Raw genomic sequence first — 22,485 nt, forward strand, 5'->3', positions numbered from 1 at the left:
GATGACGCGCAGAACGCGCACGATCGGCCTCACAGCCACCGCTGTGGCCATAGCCCTGACGGCCACCGCATGCGGGGGATCCTCCAGCAACAACGCCGGCGGCGCCCCGGCCAAGGGCGGCACGCTGACGATCCTCGACGACGCGGACTTCAACCACATCGACCCCCAACGGACGTACACCACCGAGGGGTCGAGCATGGACTACGAGCTCGTGCGGACGCTCACCGGATGGGACGAGACGGGGTCCCAGCCCAAGCTGGTCGGAGACCTGGCCACGAACACCGGAACGCCCAGCAAGGGCTCCACGGTGTGGACCTTCCATCTGCGCCACGGCGTCAAGTGGCAGGACGGCACGGACGTCACCGCGCAGGACGTCAAGTACGGCGTGGAGCGGGTGTTCTCTCCGGACATCAACGGCGGTCCGCCGTACGCGAGTCAGTGGCTGGTCGGCGGCGCCTCCTACAAGGGCCCCTTCAAGGGACAGCAGCTGAACTCCATCCAGACGCCGGACAAGTACACGATCGTCTTCCACCTCAACCAGCCGGTCGCCGACTTCAACGAGACGACCGCGATGACCACCTGGTCGGCGGTACCCAAGGCGCACGACACCGGCGCGTCGTACGACACGCACGTCTGGTCCGACGGGCCGTACATGATCAAGTCGTACAGCCATGGCAAGGAACTCGTCCTCGTCAGGAACAAGTACTGGAACCAGGCGACCGACCCGATCCGTGAGCAGAACCTCAACGAGATCGACGCGAAGTTCGGGCAGGACCAGTCCGCCATCGACCAGCAGATCAAGTCCGACGCCGGCGTCGCCCAGACCGCGATCACCCAGACGCCGATCGCCGGTTCCGACCTGACGACCCTGGCCAACGACCCGTCGATGAAGTCGCGCTTCTACAAGATCGCGGCTCCGGGCATCAACTACATGGCGATCAACATGAATCGGGTGAAGGACATCCGGGTCCGCCAGGCGATCGAGTACGCCGTGGACAAGACCACCGTCCGCGGTGCCTTCGGCGGCTCGGTCTACGGCGACTACGCGAGCACCATGCTGGCCCCGGGCATCGACGGCCACAAGAACTTCAACCTCTACAGCAGCAACCCGGCCGGTGATGTCACCAAGGCCAAGGCGCTGATGAAGCAGGCCGGGAATCCGAAGCTCACCATGTCGCTTGCGGTGGAGAACATCCCCACGCACGAGCACTTCGCCGAGGCCGTGAAGACCGCGCTGGCGAAGATCGGCATCACGGTGAACATCTCCCCGCTCGACAAGAACAACTACTTCAGCATCGTCGACAACGTGAAGAACCAGTACGACCTCACCTGGGGCGACTGGATCGCGGACTGGCCGAACGCCTCCACGGTGCTGCCCACCCTCTTCGACGGGCGGCAGATCACGAAGCTTCCGCAGTCCAACAACGACCTGGCGTACCTGAACGACCCGAAGGTCAACGCACAGATCGACACGATCGGCAAGATGACCGACATCAAGCAGCGCAACGCCGCCTACGGCGCGTTGGACGAGCAGATCATGAAGGACGCCGCCGTGGTTCCGCTGATGTACATGAACTTCAGCGACATCGGCGGATCCAAGGTCGGCGGTGTCATCGACGACACGATCATGGCCGAGCCCAGCCTGGTCCACGCCTACGTCAAGAACTGACGCACCCCTCCTGAGGCCCGCCGGCGGTGTCCGGCCGCCGGCGGGCGCCCCACTCACGTCAGGTCCCAGCACCCCATGCTTCGTTACCTCATCCGACGCCTGCTGGCAGCAGCCGTGATCCTGCTGGTGATCACCGTCATCACCTTCGTCATCTTCTTCGCGCTGCCGTCCGACCCCGCGCTCCTGGCCTGCGGCAAGACCTGCTCGCCGTCCCGGCTGGCGGAGATCAAGCACTCCCTCGGCCTCGACCGGAGCTACTTGACGCAGTTCTGGGAGTTCTTCAAGGGCCTGTTCATCGGCCGGGACTACGGCGACCAGAGCGTGCGCGTCCACTGCGGGGCGCCGTGTCTCGGGGTGTCCTTCCAGACCGACACCCCCGTCCTGACCACCCTGCTGTCCGACTTCCCCGCGGACCTCTCGCTCGGCCTCGGCGCCGCGGTGCTCTTCCTCGTCCTGGGCGTCGGCCTCGGCACGGTCGCCGCCGTCCGCCGGGGGAAGGCCGCCGACAAGGCGGCCGTCGGACTCGCCCTGCTCGGCGTCTCCGTGCAGATCTACTTCGTCGGCCTGCTCCTTCTCTACCTGTTCGTCGACAAGTGGCAGATCCTGCCCACCTCCGGCTACACCCCGATCACCCAGGACCCGTCCGCCTGGTTCCATGGCCTGATCCTGCCGTGGGCCACCCTCGTCATCGTCTACCTCGCGCTGTACACCCGGCTCACCCGCTCCTCCATGCTGGAGGTCTTCGCCGAGGACTACATGCGCACCGCCCGGGCCAAGGGCCTGTCCACCGGCAAGGTCGTCCTCAAGCACGGTCTGCGGGCGGCGATCACCCCGATCATCACCATCTTCGGCATGGACGTCGGCTCGCTGATCGGCGGCTCCGCGGTCATCACCGAATCGGTGTTCGGCATCAACGGTATCGGCAAGCTCGCGGTCGACTCGGTGCAGAACTCCGACCTGCCGGTCATCCTCGGCACCACGCTCTTCGCGGCCACCTTCGTCGTGCTCGCCAACGTGGTCGTCGACGTGGTCTACGGCCTTGTCGACCCCCGCGTCCGTCTCGCCTGAGCCCCTCACCGCAGCAAGGAACTCCCGTGTCCCTCCTGACCTCACCGCAACCGGCGGACGTCGATCCCGCGGCCGCCCCCTTCCTCGACGTACGGGACCTGCGGGTGCGCTTCCCGACCGAGGACGGGATCGTCAAGTCCGTCGACGGCGTCTCCTTCACCCTGGAGAAGGGCAGCACCCTCGGCATCGTCGGCGAGTCCGGCTCGGGGAAGTCGGTCACCTCGCTGGCCCTGCTCGGGCTGCACAAGGGCACACGTGCCGAGGTCTCGGGTGAGATCCGGCTGGACGGACGGGAGTTGGTCTCCCTTCCCGAACGCGACATGCGCGCACTGCGCGGCCGTACGGTCTCCATGATCTTCCAGGACCCGCTCTCCGCCCTGCACCCGTACTTCACCGTCGGCGCGCAGATCGCCGAGGCCTACCGGGTCCACCACAAGGTCTCGAAGAAGGAGGCCCGGGACCGGGCCGTGGAGATGCTGAAACGGGTCGGCATCCCGCAGCCCGAACGCCGGGTCCGCGACTACCCGCACCAGTTCTCCGGCGGCATGCGCCAGCGCGCGATGATCGCCATGGCGCTGGTCTGCGACCCCGAACTGCTCATCGCCGACGAGCCGACCACCGCCCTGGACGTCACCGTCCAGGCGCAGATCCTCGACCTGATCCGCGATCTCCAGGAGGAGTTCGGCTCCGCGGTCATCCTCATCACCCACGACCTCGGTGTGGTGGCCGACATCGCCGACGACATCCTGGTGATGTACGGCGGCCGCCGCATCGAGTACGGCACCGTGCACGACGTGCTCAAGGAACCCCAACATCCCTACACCTGGGGCCTGTTGGAGTCGATGCCACAGATCACCGGAGACGTCGAGCGGCGCCTGAACCCGATCGCCGGGTCCCCGCCGAGCCTCATCAACCCGCCGGGAGGCTGTGCCTTCCACCCTCGCTGCACCTACAAGGGCTGGGTGCCGGAAGGGCGTTGCGCGGCCGAGCGGCCGGAACTGCTCGCCGTGCCCGGCACCGGCCGGCACCTCGCCGCCTGCCACCTCACCCCCGAGACCAGGCAAGAGATCCGCGTGCGTACGGCCGCGGGGGCCGCGCAGTGACCGCGGCGGACGGACAGGAGCAGCCCGTGAGCACCACCCAGCCCACCGCCGGGGAGCATCTGCTCGAAGTCACCGGCCTCACCAAGCACTTCCCGATCCGCCACGGCATCGTCTTCCAGCGGCAGATCGGGGCCGTGCACGCCGTCGACGGCATCGACTTCACGGTCGGCGCCGGGCAGTCGCTCGGCCTGGTCGGTGAGTCCGGCTGCGGCAAGTCGACGACGGGCCGCCTGGTCACCCGGCTGCTGGAACCCACGGCCGGAAGGGTGCTGTTCGACGGCGAGGACATCACCCACACCCCCGAGAACCGGATGAAGGAGGCCCGCCGGAACCTCCAGATGATCTTCCAGGACCCGTACTCCTCGCTGAACCCCCGGCACACGGTCGGCACGATCGTCGAGACCCCGATGCGGCTCAACGACATCAACCCGCCGCAGGGCCACAAGAAGCGCGCCCAGGAACTCCTGGAGACGGTCGGCCTCAACCCCGAGCACTACAACCGCTACCCGAACGAGTTCTCCGGGGGTCAGCGCCAGCGGATCGGTATCGCCCGCGCCCTCGCCCTGCGTCCGAAGCTCATCGTGGCCGACGAACCGGTGTCGGCGCTGGACGTGTCCATCCAGGCGCAGATCGTGAACCTGCTCCAGGACCTCCAGCGGGAGTTCGGGATCGCGTTCGTGTTCATCGCCCACGACCTGTCCGTCGTACGGCACTTCTGTGAGCGGGTCGCGGTGATGTACCTCGGCAAGATCGTCGAGGTCGCGGACCGGCAGACGCTGTACACGAGGCCACGGCACCCCTACACCCACGCCCTGCTGTCCGCGGTCCCCGAGGCCGACCCGGACGGCACCCGGCGGCGCGAGCGCATCCGGCTCGCCGGGGACGTGCCCTCGCCGGTGGACCCGCCGTCCGGCTGCCGCTTCCGGACCCGGTGCTGGAAGGCACAGGACCGGTGTGCGACGGAGGAGCCGCCGCTGGTGCGTCTGACGGGCAATGCGGAGGGCCACCTCACGGCCTGTCACTTCCCCGAGGTGCCGAGCGTCGAAGCCCGGGACGAGGACATCGTGCTCGATCCGGCGCTGACGACACTGGAGGACAGTGCGTCGACCTCGTCGTGAGGGTAGGGGGTGAGCCTGCTCTCCTGCTCCAGTCGGCGGTTGAAGTCGCCGACCACGACTGCCAGTCGGGCATGGCGCGAGATGAGCGCGGCGGCGGCCTCGGGGATTCCCTCGGCCGGCCTGCCGTCGGCACACGCCCGGATGAAGTCCTCGCGCTCGTCCCGGGCGAGGCCGTACTGGTCGACGACCAGCCAGTGGACCAGATAGGAGAGGGCGTAGGCGCGGTCGTAGTGGCGGTGGCGGGCGTAGAAGTCGCGTTCCGGCGGGGCGAGTTGGAAGCGGCTGGACAGGGCGAGCCCGTAGTCGGCCAGGTAGAGCTGCTGTCCGTCGGTGAGGATGTTGCGGAAGTGGGCGTCGAAGTGGACGAGTTGCTGCTTCTGGAGGAAGTCGGTGACCGCTTCGAGGCCGTGTTCCACGAGAGCGCAGGCCGTGTCGACGGCATCCGAGCGAAGCTGTTCGTGGAACCAGTCGTGGACGGTGTACGGCTGGTACTCCAGAAACAGTGCCAGGCTCGTGGACGCGGTGCGCCGGGCCTCGAAGTGTTCACGTCCGCCGCCCCAGTAGGCCACGGACCGCTCCACATCGGCGAGTCCCTCCGGAAGCGGCTGCTGCGCGTCGGGGAGAACCCGCCAGTGGTGCATCAGCGGGAAGCCCGGGAAGCGTCCTGACCGCACCCAGTTCGTCGTCATCTCGTGCACGGCCAGCTCGCGCCAGGCACCGAAGCCGGGGCTGCCGATCGCGCCGATGCCGTAGTGGCAGTGGGCCGGCATGTCGAAAAGGTTCGCGGTGGAGCGCATGTGGTCGAGCTCGGTGTCGGTGAGCGGTATCTGCTTCACGAAAACCCGCCCCCCGTCCACCTCCAGCAGCGTCGTCCGTCCCCCGATCCCCGTACCGGCGGGCGTGCCGGACGCCACGAGCGCCGCGAGGTCGCGGTCGCTCAGGAGGGCGAGGGTGGTGGCGGTGTCGGCGTGGGCGCGGAGCCGGGTGAGGGAGACCATGACCCCATGATCGGCCCACCCGTCGGATCAGCTCGTCGCGTAGTTGCGCAGGAACAGGGCCTCCGCCACCGACAGCCGCTCCAGTTCCTGCGGGGACACGCTCTCGTTCACCGCGTGGATCTGGGCCTCCGGCTCGCTCAGGCCGATGAGGAGGATCTCGGCGTGCGGGTAGAGGGACGCGAGGGTGTTGCACAGGGGGATGGAGCCGCCCTGGCCCGCGTACTGCATCTCCTGGCCCGGGTAGGCCACCGCCATCGCCTCGGCCATCGCCGCGTACGCCGGGCTGGTGGTGTCCGCGCTGAAGGGCTGGCCCTGCCCGATCTGCTCGGTGCTCACCCGTGCGCCCCACGGCGTGTGTGCCTCCAGGTGCGCCTGGAGCAGCTTGGTCGCCTCGGCCGCGTCGATGCCCGGCGGCACCCGCAGGCTGACCAGTGCGCGGGCGCTCGCCTGGACGGACGGGGTGGCGCCGACGACCGGCGGGCAGTCGATGCCGAGGACCGTGACGGCCGGGCGGGCCCAGATGCGGTCGGCGACCGTGCCGGCACCGATCAGCTCGACGCCGTCCAGGACCTTGGCGTCCGCACGGAACTGCTCCTCGTCGTACTGCAGGCCGTCCCAGGACGCGTCCGGCGTGAGCCCGTCGATCGTCGTCGAGCCGTCCTTCGCGCGCAGCGAGTCCAGTACGCGGATCAGCGCGGCCAGCGCGTCCGGGGCGGCGCCGCCGAACTGGCCCGAGTGGAGGTTGCCCCGCAGGGTGTCGATCCGCACCCGGAGCATCGTCATGCCGCGCAGGGTGGCGGTGACCGTCGGCAGGCCGACACGGAAGTTGCCCGCGTCGCCGATGACGATGGTGTCCGCCTCCAGGAGCGCGGGGTGCTGCTCGGCGTACCGCTCCAGGCCGCCCGTGCCCTGCTCCTCCGAGCCCTCGGCGATGAACTTCACATGGACCGGGACCCCGCCGTTGGCCTTGAGGGCGCGCAGCGCGAGCAGGTGCATGATCACACCGCCCTTGCAGTCGGCGGCTCCACGCCCGTACCAGCGGCCGTCGCGCTCGGTCAGCTCGAAGGGCGGGGTCGTCCAGCCGGCCTCGTCCAGCGGCGGCTGCACGTCGTAGTGGGCGTACAGGAGGACCGTCTTGGCGCCCGCGGGACCGGGCAGGTAGCCGTACACCGACTGGGTGCCGTCCGGGGTGTCGAGCAGCGCCACGTCCTGGAATCCCTCGGCGGTGAGCGCGTCCGCGACCCAGCCGGCGGCGGCCTGGCTCTCGCTCCTCGGGAACTGGTCGAAGTCCGCCACCGACTTGAACGCCACCAGTTCGGTGAGCTCCGCCCGCGCCCTCGGCATCAGCGAGGCGACGGTCTCGGCGACCGGATTCGACGACATGGGCACGCTCCTTGTGGGTGCGACGTTGTACCTGTGAGTGCCGTAGATCATCCCACAGTGGTCTGTGGGCGGGCCCGCCGTAGGATGCGGGAGACAGGTGCGGCAACGGCTTGATCGGGAGCAGCAGACCATCGTGAGCAGCGAGAACTCTTCGGCGGACGACGCTTCGGCGGACGGCGTGCAGGACGACGGGCAGCGGGTGTGGGACGTCGTCGTGGTGGGCGCAGGCCCCGCGGGCGCCTCGGCCGCCTATGCGGCGGCGGTCGCGGGACGGCGTGTGCTGTTGCTGGAGAAGGCCGAGCTGCCGCGGTACAAGACCTGCGGCGGCGGGATCATCGGTCCCTCGCGGGACTCCTTGCCGCCCGGCTTCGACCTGCCCTTCCGGGACCGGGTGCACGCGGTCACCTTCTCGAACAACGGCCGTTTCACGCGGACCCGGCGCTCCAAGCAGATGCTGTTCGGGCTGATCAACCGGCCCGAGTTCGACCAGCAACTGGTCGAGCACGCGCAGAAGGCGGGCGCCGAACTGCGGACCGGCGTCACCGTGCAGCGCGTCGAGCAGCACGGCTCGGCGGTGCCGGACCGGCGTACGGTCGCCGTGGTCCTCCAGGGCGGCGAGACGGTGCTCGCGCGGGCGGTCGTCGGGGCCGACGGCAGCGCCAGCCGGATAGGAGCGCATGTCGGGGTGAAGCTCGACCAGGTCGACCTCGGCCTGGAGGCGGAGATCCCGGTGCCGGAGACCGTCGCCGAGGACTGGAAGGGGCGGGTGCTCATCGACTGGGGCCCGATGCCCGGCAGTTACGGCTGGGTCTTCCCGAAGGGGGACACCCTCACGGTCGGGGTGATCTCGGCGCGCGGTGAAGGGGCCGCCACCAAGCGGTACTTGGAGGACTTCATCGGACGGCTCGGCCTCGCCGGGTTCGAACCCAGCATCTCCTCAGGGCACTTGACCCGCTGCCGTGCCGACGACTCACCGCTCTCGCGAGGGCGGGTACTGGTCTGCGGTGACGCCGCGGGGCTCCTGGAGCCGTGGACCCGCGAGGGCATCTCCTTCGCGCTGCGCTCCGGGCGGCTCGCGGGGGAGTGGGCGGTGCGGATCGCCGAGGCCCATGACGCGGTGGACACCCGGCGGCAGGCCTTGAACTACGCGTTCGCCGTCAAGGCGGGGCTCGGCGTCGAGATGAGCGTCGGTAAGCGGCTGCTGACCGCGTTCGAGCGCCGGCCCGGTCTGTTCCACGCGGCGCTGACGGGCTTCCGGCCAGCGTGGAACGCGTTCAGGGAGATCACCCAGGGCTCGACCACGCTGGGCGAGCTGGTCCGGGGCCGACCGATGGCCCAGCGGGCGCTGGCCGCACTGGACCCGCGTCCGGCCGGGCGCGGGGCGGGCACGGCCGACGAGGCCACCACGTCCTGACGGGTCGCCCTCCGACGGTTCACTTCGTGACCGTGATCCGGAACACCGGGTGGTCCGGGGCGGCCGCGACGATCTCCTCGTCGGAGGACTTCGCGGTCACGCCCTGGAAGTACTGGTTGACCTCCCAGCCCCACTTCTCCAGGTAGGTCCGCAGGATCGGGAGCTTCTCCGCGTCGGGAAGTTCCACCGCGGTGAACTCCCGCACCTTGCGGCCGACCCGCAGCTCCCCGCCGCCGGCCACGCGCATGTTCCGCACCCACTGGGAGTGGCCGCGCGCCGATACCAGGTACTGCCCGCCCTCGTAGGTGTGCGGGTTGACCGGGATCCGCTGCATCTTGCCGCTCTTGCGGCCGCGCACCGACAGCTCCGCCAGACCCGCCAGGCTGAGGCCGTGCCGGGCCAGCCAGGCCATGAGGCTGTTGAAGCGGACGTTGAGCGGGCTGCCCTTGAGGTAGTAAGGCGACGACATGGTGACCCCCAGCGCATTGAGAGAGCGGTGCTCTCGCTTTCGTCTGGCATCAGTCTGCACGGCTCGGCAGCCGAATGCAAGAGCAGTGCTCTCGATTGTGTGCACTGCTCTGTTCCTGTGGGAGACTGGCTCGCATGAGCACCGCACAAGGAGCCCGGGCTCGCGCCCGGATCGAAGTCACCGCCGCCATCAAGGACGAGGCGCGCCGGCAGCTCGCGGCGGAGGGCGCGGCCAAGCTCTCGCTGCGGGCCGTGGCGCGTGAGCTGGGGATGGTCTCCTCGGCGCTGTACCGCTACTTCCCGAGCCGTGACGACCTGCTCACCGCGCTGATCATCGACGCGTACGACTCCATGGGGGAGCGCGCGGAACGGGCGCACGTAGCCGTCGCCGAGGCCGGGCCGCTGGAACGCTGGGTCGCGGTGTGCGAGGCGGTACGTCACTGGGCGCTGGAGCATCCGCACGAGTACGCGTTGATCTACGGCTCTCCGGTCCCTGGCTACACCGCACCCCAGACCACGGTCCCGCCCGCCGCCCGCGTCGGCCTCCTCCTGATCGGCATCGTGCGTGCCGCCCACCAGAGCCCGGGCCTCGCGGAGCTGCCCCGGGTCCCCGAAGACCTCCGGGCGGAGTCCACCCGCATGACCGCCGACCTCGCTCCCGACCTGCCGTCCGAGGTGGCCGCGCCTCTCGTGGCGGCCTGGGCCCAGCTCTTCGGCCTGATCGGCTTCGAGCTCTTCGGGCAGTTCAACCGGGTCGTGGAGGAACGGGAACCGTTCTTCCGGCACGCGGTGCGGCAACTGGGGCGAAGTGTGGGGCTGCGCCAGCGGTGAGCGGCGTACTTCGCGAGGAGTACGTGTGATCACCACGCCCGGGGGACGCCCGGCCCCGGCGGGGGCGTCTAGCGTGGCTGCCATGGACGGTGAGCAGCGCGTACGCGGGCCCGGTCACCCGCGATGGTGGCGGCAGGGGCCGCCGTGGTGGACGCGCTCGGGTGACCAGGAGCGGGCGGCCCGGTGGCCGTGGGCGTCCACGCTGCTGCTCACGTTCTTCGTGCTCGGAGGGTCGAACTACGCGGCCCAGCAGCAGGTCGGCGAGCGGGCCGCACTCGATCCGTTCGCGCGGGCGCTGCTGGTGATCGGCACGGGACTGTTGCTGTGGCGCCATCGGCGGCCGGTGCTCGTCGCCTTCGGTACGGCGGCCGCCGCGATGCTGTATCTCGGCGCCGGGTATCCCTACGGACCCGTCTTCCTGACCGTCGCCCTCGCCTGCTTCAACGCCGGCGTGGCCGGGCACCGCAAGGCCGCCTGGAGCGCCCTCGGCATGCTCTGGGCCGGGCACGTCCTGGTGGCCCACTGGCTCTACCAGTGGCTGCCGCCGTCCAAGGACTCGGCCGCACCGTGGGGTCAGGAAGGCGTGATCGCCGCCTGGGTGGTCGCGATCGTTGCCGTGTCGGAGCTGGTCAGGACCCGGCGCGAGCAGTGGGCCCGGGACCGGGCCGAGCGGGCACAGGCCGCACAGCGGCGGGCCGACGAGGAGCGGCTGCGGATCGCCCGTGAGCTGCATGACGTGCTCGCGCACAGCATCTCCGTCATCAACGTCCAGGCCGGCGTCGGCCTCACCCTCCTCGACACCGACCCCGAACAGGCCCGCACCGCGCTCACCACGATCAAGGCGGCGAGCAAGGAGGCGCTCGGCGAGGTGCGTCAGGTGCTCGACACGCTGCGCGCACCCGGTGACGCGCCACGTGCCCCGGCCCCCGGCCTCGACCGGCTGCCCGAACTGGTGTCCCAGGCCGCGGGCGCGGGGCTCACGGTCGAGGTGGAGGGAACCGCGCCGACCCTGCCGCCCGGCGCGGACCTCGCGGCCTTCCGGATCGTCCAGGAGGCGCTCACCAATGTCGTACGGCACTCCGGATCGCGGCACGCGCGCGTGCGGCTCGATCACGACGACGGCGCTCTGCGGCTCCGTATCGACGACGACGGACCCGCGACCGGCGCCGAAGCGGGCGGCAGTGGCAACGGTCTGGCCGGAATGCGGGAGCGGGCGGCCGCACTCGGTGGCACGATCGAGGCGGGCCCGCGTCCGGACGGCGGCTTCCGGGTGCTCGCCGTACTGCCGCTCAAGGCGAAGGCCAAGGAGGACGACCGGTGATCCGCGTACTGCTCGCCGACGACCAGTCACTCGTGCGGGCCGGCTTCCGGGCGCTGCTCGACGCGCAGCCGGACATCGAGGTGGCCGGGGAGGCCTCCGACGGTGAGGAGGCGCTGCGCAAGGTACGCGAACTGCGGCCGGACATCGTCCTGATGGACATCCGGATGCCGCTGCTCGACGGCCTCGCCGCGACCCGGCGTATCACGCAGGACCCCGCTCTTGGCGAGGTGAAGGTGGTCATGCTCACCACCTTCGAGCTCGACGAGTACGTCTTCGAGGCGATCCGCTCCGGTGCCTCCGGGTTTCTGGTCAAAGACACCGAACCGGAGGAACTCCTGCGTGCCGTAAGGGCCGTGGTCGACGGCGACGCGCTGCTCTCGCCGGGCGTGACACGGCGGCTCATCGCCGAGTTCGCGGCCCGTTCCAAGGAACCCGCGGCCGAGGGTGCCCTCGCCGAACTCACCGAGCGGGAACGGGAGGTGATGGCGCTGGTCGGTATCGGTCTGTCCAACGACGAGATCGCCCGCCGTCTGGTCGTCAGCCCCCTCACCGCGAAGACCCACGTCAGCCGCACGATGGTCAAGCTGGGTGCCCGAGACCGTGCTCAACTCGTCGTGCTGGCCTACGAGTCGGGGTTGGTGCGGCCGGGCTGGCTGGGCTGATCGTCCTTCGTCCGGAACCGCACCAGCACGCTGATCACCCGGGCGACGAAGACCACGGGAGCGATCACCAGGCCGATGCGGAGCAGCAACTTCTCGACGGTGTCCGGGAGTTCGAACAGCAGCGCCGGTCCGGCCACCGCCCCGAAGAGCACGGCCGCCGCGAACAGCGCGCTGCACAGCGCGTATCCGATCTCGACGGTGATGGCGTCCCGTTCGGCCTGGTTCCGGCGTCCCCCGTAGGTCTCCATCCTCCGAGTCTCCAGCCGTGTGCCCGGCGGAGCAAGCAGGCTCCGCCGGGCACACGGGGGTGGGAGGCGATCCCCCTAGTCGCGTACCGGTACGCGCTCCGCCTCCTGGGAGAGGGACTTGGTGACCACCACGGTCGGCTGCCGGCGCCGGACGCGCAGTCCCGTGAGGGAGATGAGCAGGCCCACGACCGCTATCCCGGTGACCACGGTCAGGGCGGGCAGGTAGCTGTCGAGGACGGCCTGCGGGGACGCGCCCTCCGCGGGGGCGTTCGCCGTCAGGACCGCCGTCACCACGGCCAGGAACAGCGCACCGCCCACCTGGACCGAGGTGTTGAGCAGCCCCGAGACCATGCCCTGCTCGTGTTCGTCGACGCCGTTGGTGGCCTGGACGTTGAGGGACGGGAAGGTCAGGGCGAAGGCCGCGCCGACCAGCAGCATGGTCGGCAGGATCACCGACGCGTAGACCGGGGCCAGGTCGATGCGCAGGAACAGCAGATAGCCGACGACCATCAGTGCGAAGCCCACCACGATCAGGCGCGGGGTGCCGAACCGGTCGATGACCGTGCCCACCTTGGTCGCGGACAGGGCCACCAGCGCCCCCGCCGGCAGGAAGGCCAGCGCGGTGTGCAGCGCGGACCAGCCGAGCAGCTGCTGCATGTAGAAGGTCACCAGGAACTGGAAGCCCATGTAGCTGCCGAGGAAGGTCAACGCCCCCAGCTGGGCTCGCACTTGGGGCCCCGAGCGTAGTACGCCGAGCCGGATCAGCGGGCTGGGGCTGCGCCGCTCCACGGCCACGAACGCGGTCAGCAGGGCGATCACGGCGACGAAGGACAGGAGGGTGCGGACCGAGCCCCAGCCCGCTTCCGGCGCCTGGACGACGGTGAACACCAGCAGCAGCATCGAGGCGGTGCCGAGGACCGCGCCGGGGAGGTCGTAGCCGCCGGTGCTCTTCTCGCGCTCACTGCGCGGCAGCAGCTTCAGGCCGACGACCAGGGCGATCAGGGCGACCGGCGCGGGCAGCAGCATGGTGTAGCGCCAACTGGCCTCCGTGAGCAGGCCGGAGAAGACCAGACCCATGGAGTAGCCGGTGGCGCCGCAGGTGGTGTAGATGGACAACGCGCGGTTGCGCAGGGGGCCTTCGGCGAAGGTCGTGGTGATGATGGACAGACCGGCGGGCGCGGTGAAGGCCGCGCTCAGGCCCTTGATGAAGCGGCTGGCGATCAGTAGCGGACCCGAGTCGACGAGGCCGCCGAGCAGCGAGGCGACCGCGAAGACGCCGAGCGCCACCAGGAAGACCTGGCGCCGGCCCAGCAGGTCGGCGGCCCGGCCGCCCAGGAGCAGGAGGCCGCCGTAGCCGAGGATGTAGCCGCTGACGATCCATTGCAGGGTCGCGGTGGAAAGGCCCAGGTCGGCGCCGATGGAGGGGAGCGCGACGCCGACCATCGACACGTCCAGCGCGTCCAGGAACATCGCGGCACACAGCACCAGCAGGGTGCCCCAGAGCCTGGGTGTCCAGCGGACCGCTGAGGAAGGGTCCGCGGGGGTGGTGAGCGGAGAGGTCATGGCGAGGACACTACATGCGCATGCATCGAATGCAAATGCATTTAATGCCGATGCAATAATCCGCCTTCTCTGCTACGGTGCCGCGCATGGTGGCGAAGAAGCCCGAGCAGGCGCTCGCGGAGCAGTGGCGGGACATCCTGGCACTGCACGCGCGCACGCAGTGCGAACTGGACCGTGCCCTGCATCAACACGGACTGTGCGCCAGCGACTTCGAGGTGCTGGACGTCCTCGCCGACGGCGGCTGCGCCTATCGCGTCCAGGAGATCTCCGAGCGGGTCCACCTCAGTCAGAGCGCGCTGTCCCGGCTGATCGCCCGGCTGGAGAAGGACGGGCTCGTCGAGCGTGGGATGTGCGCGGAGGACCGCCGGGGGGTTCGGGTGTCCCTCACACCGAAAGGGCGCGCGCTGCACGGGAACGCTCTGCCGGTGCAACGCGCGGTCCTGACACGGATGTTGGAGCCGTCGTAGCCGCCGGCCCGGTCAGGCGGCCGGTTGCTGCACCGCGTTGTCGAGGTGTGTGATGACGGCCGGTATGTCGTCGCTCTCCGTCCTCCGGATCAGTTCGAGGGCCGGGCGGGCCAGGGCGCCCGGCCGTGCTATCAGGCGGGCGAGGACGGCGGCCCGGATGTCGAGCCGCTCGATGGTGGCCGCGCGTTCCGCTTCGTTCTGGCCGGCCAGCAGGACGGCGTTGTACCAGGCCTCCTCGCGGGACTGACGGACGCTGAAGTCGAGGATGCGCTCGTCGGTGCGGGCTCCGATCCGGTCCAGGAGGTTCAGGAGGGGCGACAGAGCGCCGACCGAGTCCTGCACCTCCAGCACCACCCGCGCCAGGATGTCGTTGATCAGCAGGAAGTCGCGCCGCAAGGCGTGGATGTCCGCGCCGGGACTGGTCCGCGCGGCGGCGACGGCCAGGTCGAGGTTGATGTGCGCGTTCACGCCGAGTACCAGGTGCTGGACGATGACCGTGTCGGTGTCGTCGAGCAGTCCGAACGTCTCACGCCAGCAACGCGGTCCGCTCCGGTCCCGACGCCAGGCGTCGTACGCCTCGAAGTAGCGGTTGCCGAAGTGCGTGTCGAAACGGTCCATCCGTGCGCCGTCGTCGAACCGCCCGGCGTGGATGGCGGTGCGTACCTCGACGGTCACCTGTCTGTACAGCGCCGCGAAGTACCCGACCCGGTCACGGTGCCGACCGGCCTCCCGCACGATCCCGGCCAGCCCGTCCACGACCTCGTCGATGTTCTGTGCCGCCATGGCCAACTCCCTTTCGGATGAGGTGTTCTCTCGGCTAACCCACCGCGGACTTCTCCCGCCACAGCCCGGCGACCGAGACATCACCGGTCACGCGGGGGAACGGCAGGCGGTTCCACAGGGCCAGGTAGAGGCGGGCGGCCGGGCCGGACACCTCGCAGTCGGCGGTGCCCGGGGCGCCGTACCCGGTCGCCGGCGGGTCCTCGGACAGGCGTACGGTCCACACCGCGCCGTCCGCGTCCGTCGCCCGCACCCGCAGCACCCGGGGCTCGGCGGTGCGGACCCTGCTCCTCGTGCGGGCGTGGAAACCGCGGAGCAGTTCGTCGATGCCGTCGGCCGCGAAGTGGCGGTCGATCTCGTCCGGGGTGCCGCCGCGTGCCGTCTCCGCGTCGAAGCGGTGGACTGTCGTCTCATGAGCCTGCCGGCGGGCCCAGAACGCGAGTGGTGACGGCGCGGGCAGGAAGTGCCAGCACTGTACGTCGGGTGCGGCGGAGACGAGTGTGTTCACGAGGCGGCGGTGGCCGGACCGGAACCAGGTCAGCAACTCCTCGCCGTCGAGGGCGGGTTCGCCGCCGAAGGGCTGGTACGAGGTGTGTTCCTCGGTTACGAACGCCGTCGCCCAGCGATGCACCGCCCCCGTGTGCCGCAGCAGGTCCCGCACCTGCCAGTCCGGGCAGGTCGGTACCTTGGTGTCGGTCCCGGCCTGTTCGGCGGCGGACGCCAGCAACTCGCCTTCCCGCTCCAGGACTTCGATGAACTCGGCTGTCTCCATGGGGTGAGTGTGCCCGACGGGGCCGCTCTCCTCGCGGACCTTCAGCACTTCGTCGCCGAGGGCTGACCTCGGCGGGGCTGCCAGTCCCGGGCCGCGGCCACCTGCGGGTTGCCGGAGGTGCCGGGCCGTTACGGATAACGGGGAAGCACGGTGAATCCGGTGCCGCCGAGCACCGCGGCCTTCACGGCGCTCAGGTCGGGCGTCGTGACCGCGGGCTGCCGTACCAGGCGTCGGCGTCGTTGGATTTCTGTGACAGGGCGGGACTACGGTTTCACCATGTCGAAGATCCTGTTTGTGATGACCGGCGCCGACCACTGGACCCTGGCGGATGGCACCCAGCACCCCACCGGCTACTGGGCCGAGGAGGCCGTGGCACCGTACGAGGCCTTCAAGGCCGCGGGCCACGAGATCGAAGTGGCCACCCCGGGCGGTGTCGTGCCGACCGTGGACAAGGGCAGCCTCGCCGCCGAGGTCAACGGCGGCCAGGAGAACGCCGACCGGATCGCCGGGGTGCTCGCCTCGGCCACCGAACTCCAGAACCCGGTGCGGCTGGAGGACGTGCGCCTCGACGACTACGCCGCCGTCTTCTACCCCGGCGGCCACGGGCCGATGGAGGACCTCGCGGTCGACGAGACCTCCGGACGGCTGCTCACCCTCGCCCTGGAGAGCGGCAAGCCGCTCGGTGTCGTCTGCCACGCCCCCGCCGCGCTGCTCGCCGCCACCAAGGACGACGGCTCCAACGCGTTCGCCGGGCGCCGTATCGCAGCCTTCACCAACGCGGAGGAGACCCAGGCCGGCTTCGCCGACAAGGCCAAGTGGCTGCTCCAGGACCGACTGACCGAGGCCGGCGTGCAGGTCGACGAGTCCGAGCCGTGGGCTCCGCATGTCATCGTCGACGGCAACCTGGTGACCGGACAGAACCCGGCGTCCTCCGCACCGCTGGCCGTCGAACTGTTGAAGAAGCTGGGCTGAGTCGGAGGGGCGGGACTGTGGCGAGGCAAGGGGTCACGACGTGAGCCCCTTGGTGGCTCGAACCATCGCCACCGGCCGGCTGGAGCTGCTGCCGCTGCGTGTCGAGTACGCCGACGAGATGGCTGTAGCGCTGTCCGATCCGGCCCTCCACACCTTTGTCGGCGGCACTCCGGACTCTCCGCAGGCCCTGCGTTCGCGCTACGAGCGGCTGACGGCCGGATCTCCCGATCCGGCCGTCTCCTGGCTGAACTGGGTGATCCGGCTGCGTGCCGAGGCGTGCCTTGCGGGCTATGTCCAGGCCACGGTCGGCTATCCGGACGAGGGCCCCTTCGCAGAGATCGCCTGGGTGGTGGGGACCCCGTGGCAGGGACGGGGTATCGCCGCCGAAGCGGCCCGAGGGCTCGTCGACTGGCTCGGCCGCCAGCGGGTGCGGCGGGTCGTCGCCCACATCCACCCCGACCACACGGCGTCCGCCGCCGTCGCCACGGCGGCCGGACTCGCACCCACCGCCGAATGGCACGACGGTGAGATCCGCTGGACCCTGCTCAACGGATGAGGAACGCGGCGTCAGCGCGTGGGCGCGGTTCTCAGGACGTCGGACAGGGCGAGCCGGGAGGACACGTCCAGCTTGCGGTAGACGCGGGACAGACGGGTCTCCACCGTGCGGGGGCTCAGGAAGAGCCGTTCGGCGATCTGGCGGGTGCGCAGACCGGACGCCGCGAGTTCGGCGATCTCCCGTTCCCGGTCGCTGAGCAGACCGACGGGGTGCGCGGTGCGGCCGTCCTCCGACAACTCGGAGCGCAGCCGGCCCACCCGTTCCCGCACGAGCCCGGCGCCGCAGGCTCGCGCGATCGCCTCCGCCGCGTCGAGGCGGCCGAGCGCCGTCGCCCCGCCCTCGGCTTCGTGAACCGAGCGAGCCTCCGCGTCGAGGGGGCCCGGTTCGATCCGTGTCACCGTGCCCGCGCGCACCCCGTCCTCCAAGGCCTCCAGCAGCTCGGGTGCCGTGTGCGCCGGACGGTGGACGAGGGCGAGCAGGAGCGGACCGGCACCATGGAACGTGCGAGGCGCACGAGCACCGCTGTCGAGTCCGGGTCGCACCAGTGGACGTCGTCCAGCACCAGGACACCGCTCCCGGTCCACTCGGTGAGCCGCTCACTCTTTGGGTCGAACGACCCCACGCCAGGTGTCTGCCGGGTCTCCCAGGCATCCCTGAGCACCTGGAACGGCACGGTGTTCCCGCGTACGGTGTGCGCGCGGACGCAGGGAATCCCGCGGCGGAGGGCCAGCTCCACGAGCGCCACGGCCAGCCGGGTCTTCCCGATGCCCGGTTCGCCGGTGATCTCCACGACCGAGCCGCGGCCGTCCGCCAGCGCTTCCACGGCCCCTGCGAGCACGGAGAGTTCGGCTTCCCGCCCGACGGGACGCTCTCCGGCAGCCAGTACGGGCACCGCGGTCATGAGCGCCGTTCTCCCTTTTCGCAGGGCAACGTCATGGCAACCATACAGAAGCAAAACACGGTGATCGGCAGGGGTTTGCGGGGGCGTCCGCAGGTCACGAGAGTCACCGGCACCTCCGGGCAGACGTCATGAACGCGCCGTAGGCGTCGCATGCCTGCCCTCGTTCACCGCGTCCGGGTCAGGCCGTCGCCGCGCGTCGGGTCAGCAGGGCGATGGCCGCGGCCGTGGCGGCGAGCGCGGCGACGCTCGTGAGCGCGGCGGGGAGGGAGAACCAGTCGGCCATGAAGCCGATGGCGGGCGGGCCCAGGAGCATGCCGCCGTAGCCGAGGGTGGAGGCGATGGCGACCCCGTCCGGTCCGGCCAGCCTGCCCGCACGCTCGACGGCGACGGGGAAGAGGTTCGCGAGACCCAGCCCGGTGATCATGAATCCGAGCAGCACCGCCCATACGGTGGGGGCCAGGGCGCCGAGCAGCATGCCGAGCGCGGCGGTGGCGCCGCCGCCCACGAGCGTGCGGGTCTGGCCAAGGCGTTCGAGCAGCTTGGTGCCGGTCAGCCGGCCGATGGTCATGGCGAGCGCGAAGCAGGAGTAGCCGACCGCCGCGACACCGGGGGTGGCGTCGAGGTCGTGCTCCAGGTGCAGGGCGCTCCAGTCGGCCAGGGCGCCCTCGCCGTAGGCCGTGCACAGGGCGATCAGGCCGAAGGTGACGACGAGACCGCGGGTGCGGCTGTCCAGGCGGCGGGGCGCGGGCTTCTGCTCGGTGGAGGGCTCCGCGGGGGCCGGGGTCCTGATGCGCAGCAGGGTCCGGCCGGCGAGGAGGGTGACCAGCAGACCGATCGCGGTGAGGCCGAGCAGGTGCCGCATGGGGGAGATGCTTCCGGCGACCAGCCCGCCGAGCCCGGCGCCGACCATGCCGCCGAGGCTGAAGGCGGCGTGGAAGCTCGGCATGACGGGCCGGCGCAGGGCGCCCACGAGATCGACCGCCGCGCTGTTGAACGCCACGTTGATGCTGCCGTACGCGGCGCCGAAGACGAGCAGCACGGCGCCGAGTGCCACCGCGGAGTGGGTGAGGGGTGGCAGCGCGACGCTGAGGGAGAGCAGTACGGCGCAGACGACGGTGACCTGGTGGGTGCCGTAGCGGCGGCACAGGCGGCCGGTCAGCATCATGGTGATCACCGCGCCGGCCGAGACACCCAGCAGGGCGAGGCCGAGGGCGCTGGCGGAGGCGCCGGTCTGTTCCTTGATCGCGGGGATGCGGACGACCCACCCGGCGAAGATGAAGCCGTCGAGGGCGAAGAACACGGTGAGGGCGATGCGGAGCCGGGTGAGATCGCTGTGGTCGTCGCGCACGGCGTTGTGCGTCCAGGGTTTGTTTATTAGCGGCACAAAAGCAGGGTAGGTGTGTGCTCGGTTGTCGGCAAGGGCGTTCGAGTGAGCGGGAGGTGGCTGCAAAGGATCAGAGCGGATCGCGCCGTGCACGGTGGGACTCGCGCTTCGGGCTCGGAACCCTCATCGGATCTGCACTCGTCTTCACTTCGGGACCGGTGAGCCGGAAGCGGCGGTGGGGATACTGGGAAACGGGCGGAACGATCGGCCGCCTCGCCGGACGCACGGCGAGGGCGCGGCGGGACCGGCAACCGGTCGGTTCAGGGTGGTCCCTCGGGGGTGAGGGGAGCCTCTTGGTGGTTCTTGGCGCACGTGACGGCACGGCTGGGACGGGCGCGGTGCGGGTGGCGCGGCTCGGCGGGCTGTGGCGGGTCACGCGGCCCTGGCATCCAGGCCTGCGGCCGTACTTACGCAGCTACGTCGGATACTGGGAAGCCATGCCCACACCGTACGAGGTGCGGCTGGTGCCGACCGGACGGGCGACCCTGCTGATCAGCCTCGCGGAGCCCTTCTCGCAGGTCCGGCGCCTTGGAATGCCGGGTGGGGGCAGCGGGAGCATCGGGTCCCTGGTGGTGGGGATGGAGGACCGGCCCGCGATCTGTACGCATCCCGGCGGCCAGGAGGCGATCCGGGTGGAGTTCACGCCCCTGGGCGCCTACCGGCTGTTCGGCCTGCCGATGGGGGAGTTGACGAACCTGGCCGTCGAGATCCGGGACGTGCTGGGCCCCGAGGCCGGATTCCTGGTGGAGCGGCTGGCGGCCACCCGCGACTGGGCGGCCCGGTTCGACCTGCTGGACGCGGCGCTCCTCGACCGTCTCGGCCACGGTCCGGAACCCTCGCCCGAGGTCGACCACGCCTGGCAGTTGCTCTCCGGCAGCGCGGGTGCGATCCCGATCGCCGGGATCGCCGCCGAAGTGGGCTGGAGTCAGGGGTACTTGATCCGGCGGTTCACCCAGCAGATCGGGCTCACTCCCAAGGCGTCCGCCCGGGTGCTGCGCTTCCGCCGAGCCGTGGCACTGCTCGGCAGCGGGGCCGCGAGTCTGACCGAGATCTCCACGGTCTGCGGCTTCTACGACCAGGCCCACCTGAACCGGGAGTTCCGGGCCATCGCGGGTACCACGCCCGGCCGCATGGTCGCCGCGCGTCGGGTGGAAGGCGCGGTGGCGCTCTCCGGGAGTGCAAATTCTTCCAATACCGCGTCGGCGGCCGCCCGATAGCGTTCCCGCCTGTACGGCCGATGGCCGGTCGGATGGCGCGGGGGACCGTCCGACCGGCCGGACAGCGCGGACCGAAGACACCGGTGAGGGGGTCATGGTCGTGCGCGGTCGGAGGCCGCTGGTTCCGGCGGCGTATCGAGGCCTGCGGCCGACGACGCCGTAACGGACGCCTTCTTGCGGTCAGGCCGGTGAGGTGCCGCCTGCGTTCGCCACGGGTGCGGTGAGGGCGTCCTCTTCGGGGAGGGCTTCGGTGTCGACACCGCGGACCTGGGACAACTCGTGCTTGGGGGCGGCGAGTTCGGCGCCGCCCGCCATGTGGTTGGTCAGCTCCTCCAGGGTGATCTGCTCGCGGGAGGCGGACAGTTCCATGGTGCCCAGGCGCAGCACGCTGAAGTGGTCGCCGACCATGTAGGCGTGGTGCGGGTTGTGGGTGATGAAGATGACCCCGAGCCCGCGGTCGCGGGCGGCGGCCACGTACTTGAGGACGACACCGGACTGCTTGACACCCAGCGCGGCGGTCGGCTCGTCGAGGATCAGCACGCGGGCGCCGAAGTAGACGGCACGGGCGATCGCGACACACTCCGAGGTCGGCCTGAGTGGTGCTGAGCCCTGGCACGAAGACCGCCGGCGGCCCGTCGCCGGACACCGTCACAGGGATGGTCGCATCGCCACGTCGAACCGTGAACGTCTCCATGGCCAAGGAAGTCTAGGTGACTTGCGGTCTCCCTATGTAGACAGTGTTTTCATATGGGAGAGCACTTACGGAGAATGAGGCATTCGTACCGAAGGGAAGTCCGCGTGGGTCCTGGTTCCGCACTACTGCTCGCCATCGCCGGTGTCGCCTCCGGCCTGGCCGGTTCGATCGCGGGGCTGGCCTCGCTGTTCAGCTATCCGGCGCTGCTGGCCGCGGGGCTCCCTCCGGTGGCCGCCAACGTGACCAACACGGTGGCTCTGTTCGCCAACACCGCGGGAACCGCGGCCGGTTCGCGTGAGGAGTTGCGCGGTCAGCGGAGCCGGCTGGTCCGGCTCGCGATCCTCGCGGCGGCGGGCGGCTCTGTCGGCGCGGCGCTGCTGCTCGGCACCCCGGCCTCGGCGTTCAGCCGCGTCGTGCCCTGGCTGATCGCGCTGGGCTCGGTGCTCATCCTGGTGCGCGAACCCCTGCGCCGACTGGCCGACACCCACACGCGACTCACCGACGGCGGTCCGCGCGCGAAGCTCCCCCTGGCCGCCGCGGTCCTCCTGGTCGGCCTTTATGGCGGCTACTTCGGCGCCGCGGCAGGTGTCCTGATGCTGGCGGTGCTGTCCCTGTCCGCGAACGAGCCCCTGCGCGTCACCAACGCGGTGAAGAACATCGCCACCGGTGCCGCCAACATCACCGCCGCGGTCGCCTACGCCTTCCTGGCTCCCGTCCACTGGAGCGCCGCGGTCGCACTCGGCCTGGGGTGCCTCGTGGGCAGTCGCATCGGCCCGGTCCTCGTACGCCGCCTCCCCGAGAAGCCGCTACGGATCGCCATCGCTCTGGCGGGCCTGGTCCTGGCGATCTCCCTGTGGTGGCAGGGCAGTTGACTCCCGGAACGTGACCGGCCACGA

The 22,485-nt window shown here is 70.5% G+C and carries 23 protein-coding genes and 2 pseudogenes; 13 read left to right on the plus strand and 12 right to left on the minus strand.

Going from position 1 to position 22,485, the window contains the following annotated elements; translation table 11 throughout:
- Position 1 precedes the first annotated feature (1 nt).
- The 4 genes from AB0D34_RS01180 to AB0D34_RS01195 all read left to right on the plus strand — a co-directional run bounded on the left by AB0D34_RS01180 (position 2) and on the right by AB0D34_RS01195 (position 4,958).
- On the plus strand, positions 2 to 1,669 hold the full coding sequence (locus AB0D34_RS01180) for an ABC transporter substrate-binding protein (protein WP_362654587.1): 1,668 nt from the start codon (positions 2 to 4) through the stop codon (positions 1,667 to 1,669).
- Between the two features lie 75 nt (positions 1,670 to 1,744).
- A complete protein-coding gene (locus tag AB0D34_RS01185; RefSeq protein ID WP_362654590.1) occupies positions 1,745 to 2,737 on the plus strand; it encodes an ABC transporter permease in 993 nt (330 codons plus the stop codon).
- Positions 2,738 to 2,763: 26 nt separating this feature from the next.
- Positions 2,764 to 3,840 (plus strand): ABC transporter ATP-binding protein, encoded by a 1,077-nt coding sequence (locus AB0D34_RS01190; protein ID WP_362654593.1) that lies wholly within the window; start codon positions 2,764 to 2,766, stop codon positions 3,838 to 3,840.
- Entirely contained in the window at positions 3,837 to 4,958 is a 1,122-nt protein-coding gene (locus AB0D34_RS01195; protein WP_362654596.1) for a dipeptide ABC transporter ATP-binding protein, read from the plus strand. Before AB0D34_RS01190 ends, AB0D34_RS01195 begins: the two co-directional genes overlap by 4 nt.
- Here AB0D34_RS01195 and AB0D34_RS01200 read toward each other — a convergent pair.
- Together AB0D34_RS01200 and AB0D34_RS01205 are read right to left on the minus strand one after the other, a co-directional pair.
- The gene (locus AB0D34_RS01200) at positions 4,859 to 5,956 is read right to left on the minus strand and encodes a protein kinase family protein (protein WP_362654598.1); all 1,098 of its coding nucleotides are present in this window, start codon (positions 5,954 to 5,956) and stop codon (positions 4,859 to 4,861) included. The two genes, AB0D34_RS01195 and AB0D34_RS01200, sit on opposite strands and share 100 nt — an antisense overlap.
- 27 nt (positions 5,957 to 5,983) lie before the next feature.
- On the minus strand, positions 5,984 to 7,339 hold the full coding sequence (locus AB0D34_RS01205; RefSeq protein WP_362654600.1) for a dipeptidase: 1,356 nt from the start codon (positions 7,337 to 7,339) through the stop codon (positions 5,984 to 5,986).
- Positions 7,340 to 7,472: 133 nt separating this feature from the next.
- Between AB0D34_RS01205 and AB0D34_RS01210 the strand changes: the two genes are divergently transcribed.
- The gene (locus AB0D34_RS01210; RefSeq protein ID WP_362654603.1) at positions 7,473 to 8,753 is read left to right on the plus strand and encodes a geranylgeranyl reductase family protein; all 1,281 of its coding nucleotides are present in this window, start codon (positions 7,473 to 7,475) and stop codon (positions 8,751 to 8,753) included.
- A gap of 19 nt (positions 8,754 to 8,772) precedes the next feature.
- Here the strand turns inward: AB0D34_RS01210 and AB0D34_RS01215 are convergent, their stop codons facing one another.
- On the minus strand, positions 8,773 to 9,222 hold the full coding sequence (locus AB0D34_RS01215; RefSeq protein ID WP_362654606.1) for a nitroreductase family deazaflavin-dependent oxidoreductase: 450 nt from the start codon (positions 9,220 to 9,222) through the stop codon (positions 8,773 to 8,775).
- Positions 9,223 to 9,356: 134 nt separating this feature from the next.
- Between AB0D34_RS01215 and AB0D34_RS01220 the strand changes: the two genes are divergently transcribed.
- From AB0D34_RS01220 to AB0D34_RS01230, 3 genes are all read left to right on the plus strand, one after another.
- Entirely contained in the window at positions 9,357 to 10,052 is a 696-nt protein-coding gene (locus AB0D34_RS01220; protein WP_362654609.1) for a TetR/AcrR family transcriptional regulator, read from the plus strand.
- A gap of 82 nt (positions 10,053 to 10,134) precedes the next feature.
- On the plus strand, positions 10,135 to 11,373 hold the full coding sequence (locus AB0D34_RS01225; protein ID WP_362654612.1) for a sensor histidine kinase: 1,239 nt from the start codon (positions 10,135 to 10,137) through the stop codon (positions 11,371 to 11,373).
- Positions 11,370 to 12,035, plus strand: a complete 666-nt coding sequence (locus AB0D34_RS01230; RefSeq protein WP_362654614.1) for a response regulator transcription factor — start codon at positions 11,370 to 11,372, stop codon at positions 12,033 to 12,035. The genes AB0D34_RS01225 and AB0D34_RS01230 overlap by 4 nt, the downstream gene beginning before the upstream one ends.
- Here AB0D34_RS01230 and AB0D34_RS01235 read toward each other — a convergent pair.
- Positions 11,996 to 12,283 carry a DUF6332 family protein gene (locus tag AB0D34_RS01235; protein ID WP_362654616.1) on the minus strand — a complete coding sequence of 96 codons (288 nt, stop codon included), beginning with the start codon at positions 12,281 to 12,283 and terminating at the stop codon, positions 11,996 to 11,998. The two genes, AB0D34_RS01230 and AB0D34_RS01235, sit on opposite strands and share 40 nt — an antisense overlap.
- Positions 12,284 to 12,358: 75 nt before the next feature.
- Complete coding sequence (locus tag AB0D34_RS01240) at positions 12,359 to 13,846, minus strand: MFS transporter (RefSeq protein ID WP_362654619.1); 1,488 nt, start codon at positions 13,844 to 13,846, stop codon at positions 12,359 to 12,361.
- Positions 13,847 to 13,932: 86 nt separating this feature from the next.
- Here AB0D34_RS01240 and AB0D34_RS01245 point away from each other — a divergent pair, with 86 nt between their 5' ends.
- A complete protein-coding gene (locus tag AB0D34_RS01245) occupies positions 13,933 to 14,313 on the plus strand; it encodes a MarR family transcriptional regulator (RefSeq protein ID WP_362654621.1) in 381 nt (126 codons plus the stop codon).
- Between the two features lie 12 nt (positions 14,314 to 14,325).
- Here the strand turns inward: AB0D34_RS01245 and AB0D34_RS01250 are convergent, their stop codons facing one another.
- The 3 genes and pseudogenes from AB0D34_RS01250 to AB0D34_RS01260 all read right to left on the minus strand — a co-directional run.
- Entirely contained in the window at positions 14,326 to 15,096 is a 771-nt protein-coding gene (locus tag AB0D34_RS01250) for a DUF5995 family protein (protein WP_362654624.1), read from the minus strand.
- A gap of 34 nt (positions 15,097 to 15,130) precedes the next feature.
- The gene (locus AB0D34_RS01255) at positions 15,131 to 15,865 is read right to left on the minus strand and encodes a maleylpyruvate isomerase family mycothiol-dependent enzyme (protein ID WP_362654627.1); all 735 of its coding nucleotides are present in this window, start codon (positions 15,863 to 15,865) and stop codon (positions 15,131 to 15,133) included.
- Positions 15,866 to 15,999: 134 nt separating this feature from the next.
- Positions 16,000 to 16,098, minus strand: a pseudogene (locus AB0D34_RS01260) (LysR family transcriptional regulator); the annotation flags it as partial.
- A 43-nt stretch (positions 16,099 to 16,141) separates the two neighbouring features.
- On the opposite strand from AB0D34_RS01260, the gene AB0D34_RS01265 reads away from it, so the two are divergent.
- Entirely contained in the window at positions 16,142 to 16,837 is a 696-nt protein-coding gene (locus tag AB0D34_RS01265; RefSeq protein ID WP_362654630.1) for a type 1 glutamine amidotransferase domain-containing protein, read from the plus strand.
- A gap of 40 nt (positions 16,838 to 16,877) precedes the next feature.
- The gene (locus AB0D34_RS01270; RefSeq protein ID WP_362654633.1) at positions 16,878 to 17,393 is read left to right on the plus strand and encodes a GNAT family N-acetyltransferase; all 516 of its coding nucleotides are present in this window, start codon (positions 16,878 to 16,880) and stop codon (positions 17,391 to 17,393) included.
- Positions 17,394 to 17,404: 11 nt separating this feature from the next.
- Here the strand turns inward: AB0D34_RS01270 and AB0D34_RS01275 are convergent, their stop codons facing one another.
- From AB0D34_RS01275 to AB0D34_RS01285, 3 genes are all read right to left on the minus strand, one after another.
- Positions 17,405 to 17,791: a LuxR C-terminal-related transcriptional regulator gene (locus tag AB0D34_RS01275; protein ID WP_362654636.1), complete on the minus strand. Its 387-nt coding sequence runs from the start codon at positions 17,789 to 17,791 to the stop codon at positions 17,405 to 17,407.
- Entirely contained in the window at positions 17,788 to 18,294 is a 507-nt protein-coding gene (locus AB0D34_RS01280; RefSeq protein WP_362654639.1) for an ATP-binding protein, read from the minus strand. Before AB0D34_RS01280 ends, AB0D34_RS01275 begins: the two co-directional genes overlap by 4 nt.
- Before the next feature lie 178 nt (positions 18,295 to 18,472).
- Positions 18,473 to 19,642 (minus strand): MFS transporter, encoded by a 1,170-nt coding sequence (locus tag AB0D34_RS01285; RefSeq protein WP_362654642.1) that lies wholly within the window; start codon positions 19,640 to 19,642, stop codon positions 18,473 to 18,475.
- Positions 19,643 to 19,974: 332 nt separating this feature from the next.
- Between AB0D34_RS01285 and AB0D34_RS01290 the strand changes: the two genes are divergently transcribed.
- Complete coding sequence (locus AB0D34_RS01290; RefSeq protein WP_362654645.1) at positions 19,975 to 20,895, plus strand: AraC family transcriptional regulator; 921 nt, start codon at positions 19,975 to 19,977, stop codon at positions 20,893 to 20,895.
- A 180-nt stretch (positions 20,896 to 21,075) separates the two neighbouring features.
- Here the strand turns inward: AB0D34_RS01290 and AB0D34_RS01295 are convergent.
- Positions 21,076 to 21,477 (minus strand): annotated as a pseudogene (locus AB0D34_RS01295) (sugar ABC transporter ATP-binding protein); the annotation flags it as partial.
- A gap of 216 nt (positions 21,478 to 21,693) precedes the next feature.
- Between AB0D34_RS01295 and AB0D34_RS01300 the strand changes: the two are divergent.
- Positions 21,694 to 22,461, plus strand: coding sequence for a sulfite exporter TauE/SafE family protein (locus AB0D34_RS01300; RefSeq protein WP_362654648.1), 768 nt, complete (start codon positions 21,694 to 21,696; stop codon positions 22,459 to 22,461).
- Positions 22,462 to 22,485: the final 24 nt, after the last annotated feature.

The organism is Streptomyces sp. NPDC048420 (assembly GCF_040651535.1).
Taxonomy (GTDB): Bacteria; Actinomycetota; Actinomycetes; order Streptomycetales; family Streptomycetaceae; genus Streptomyces.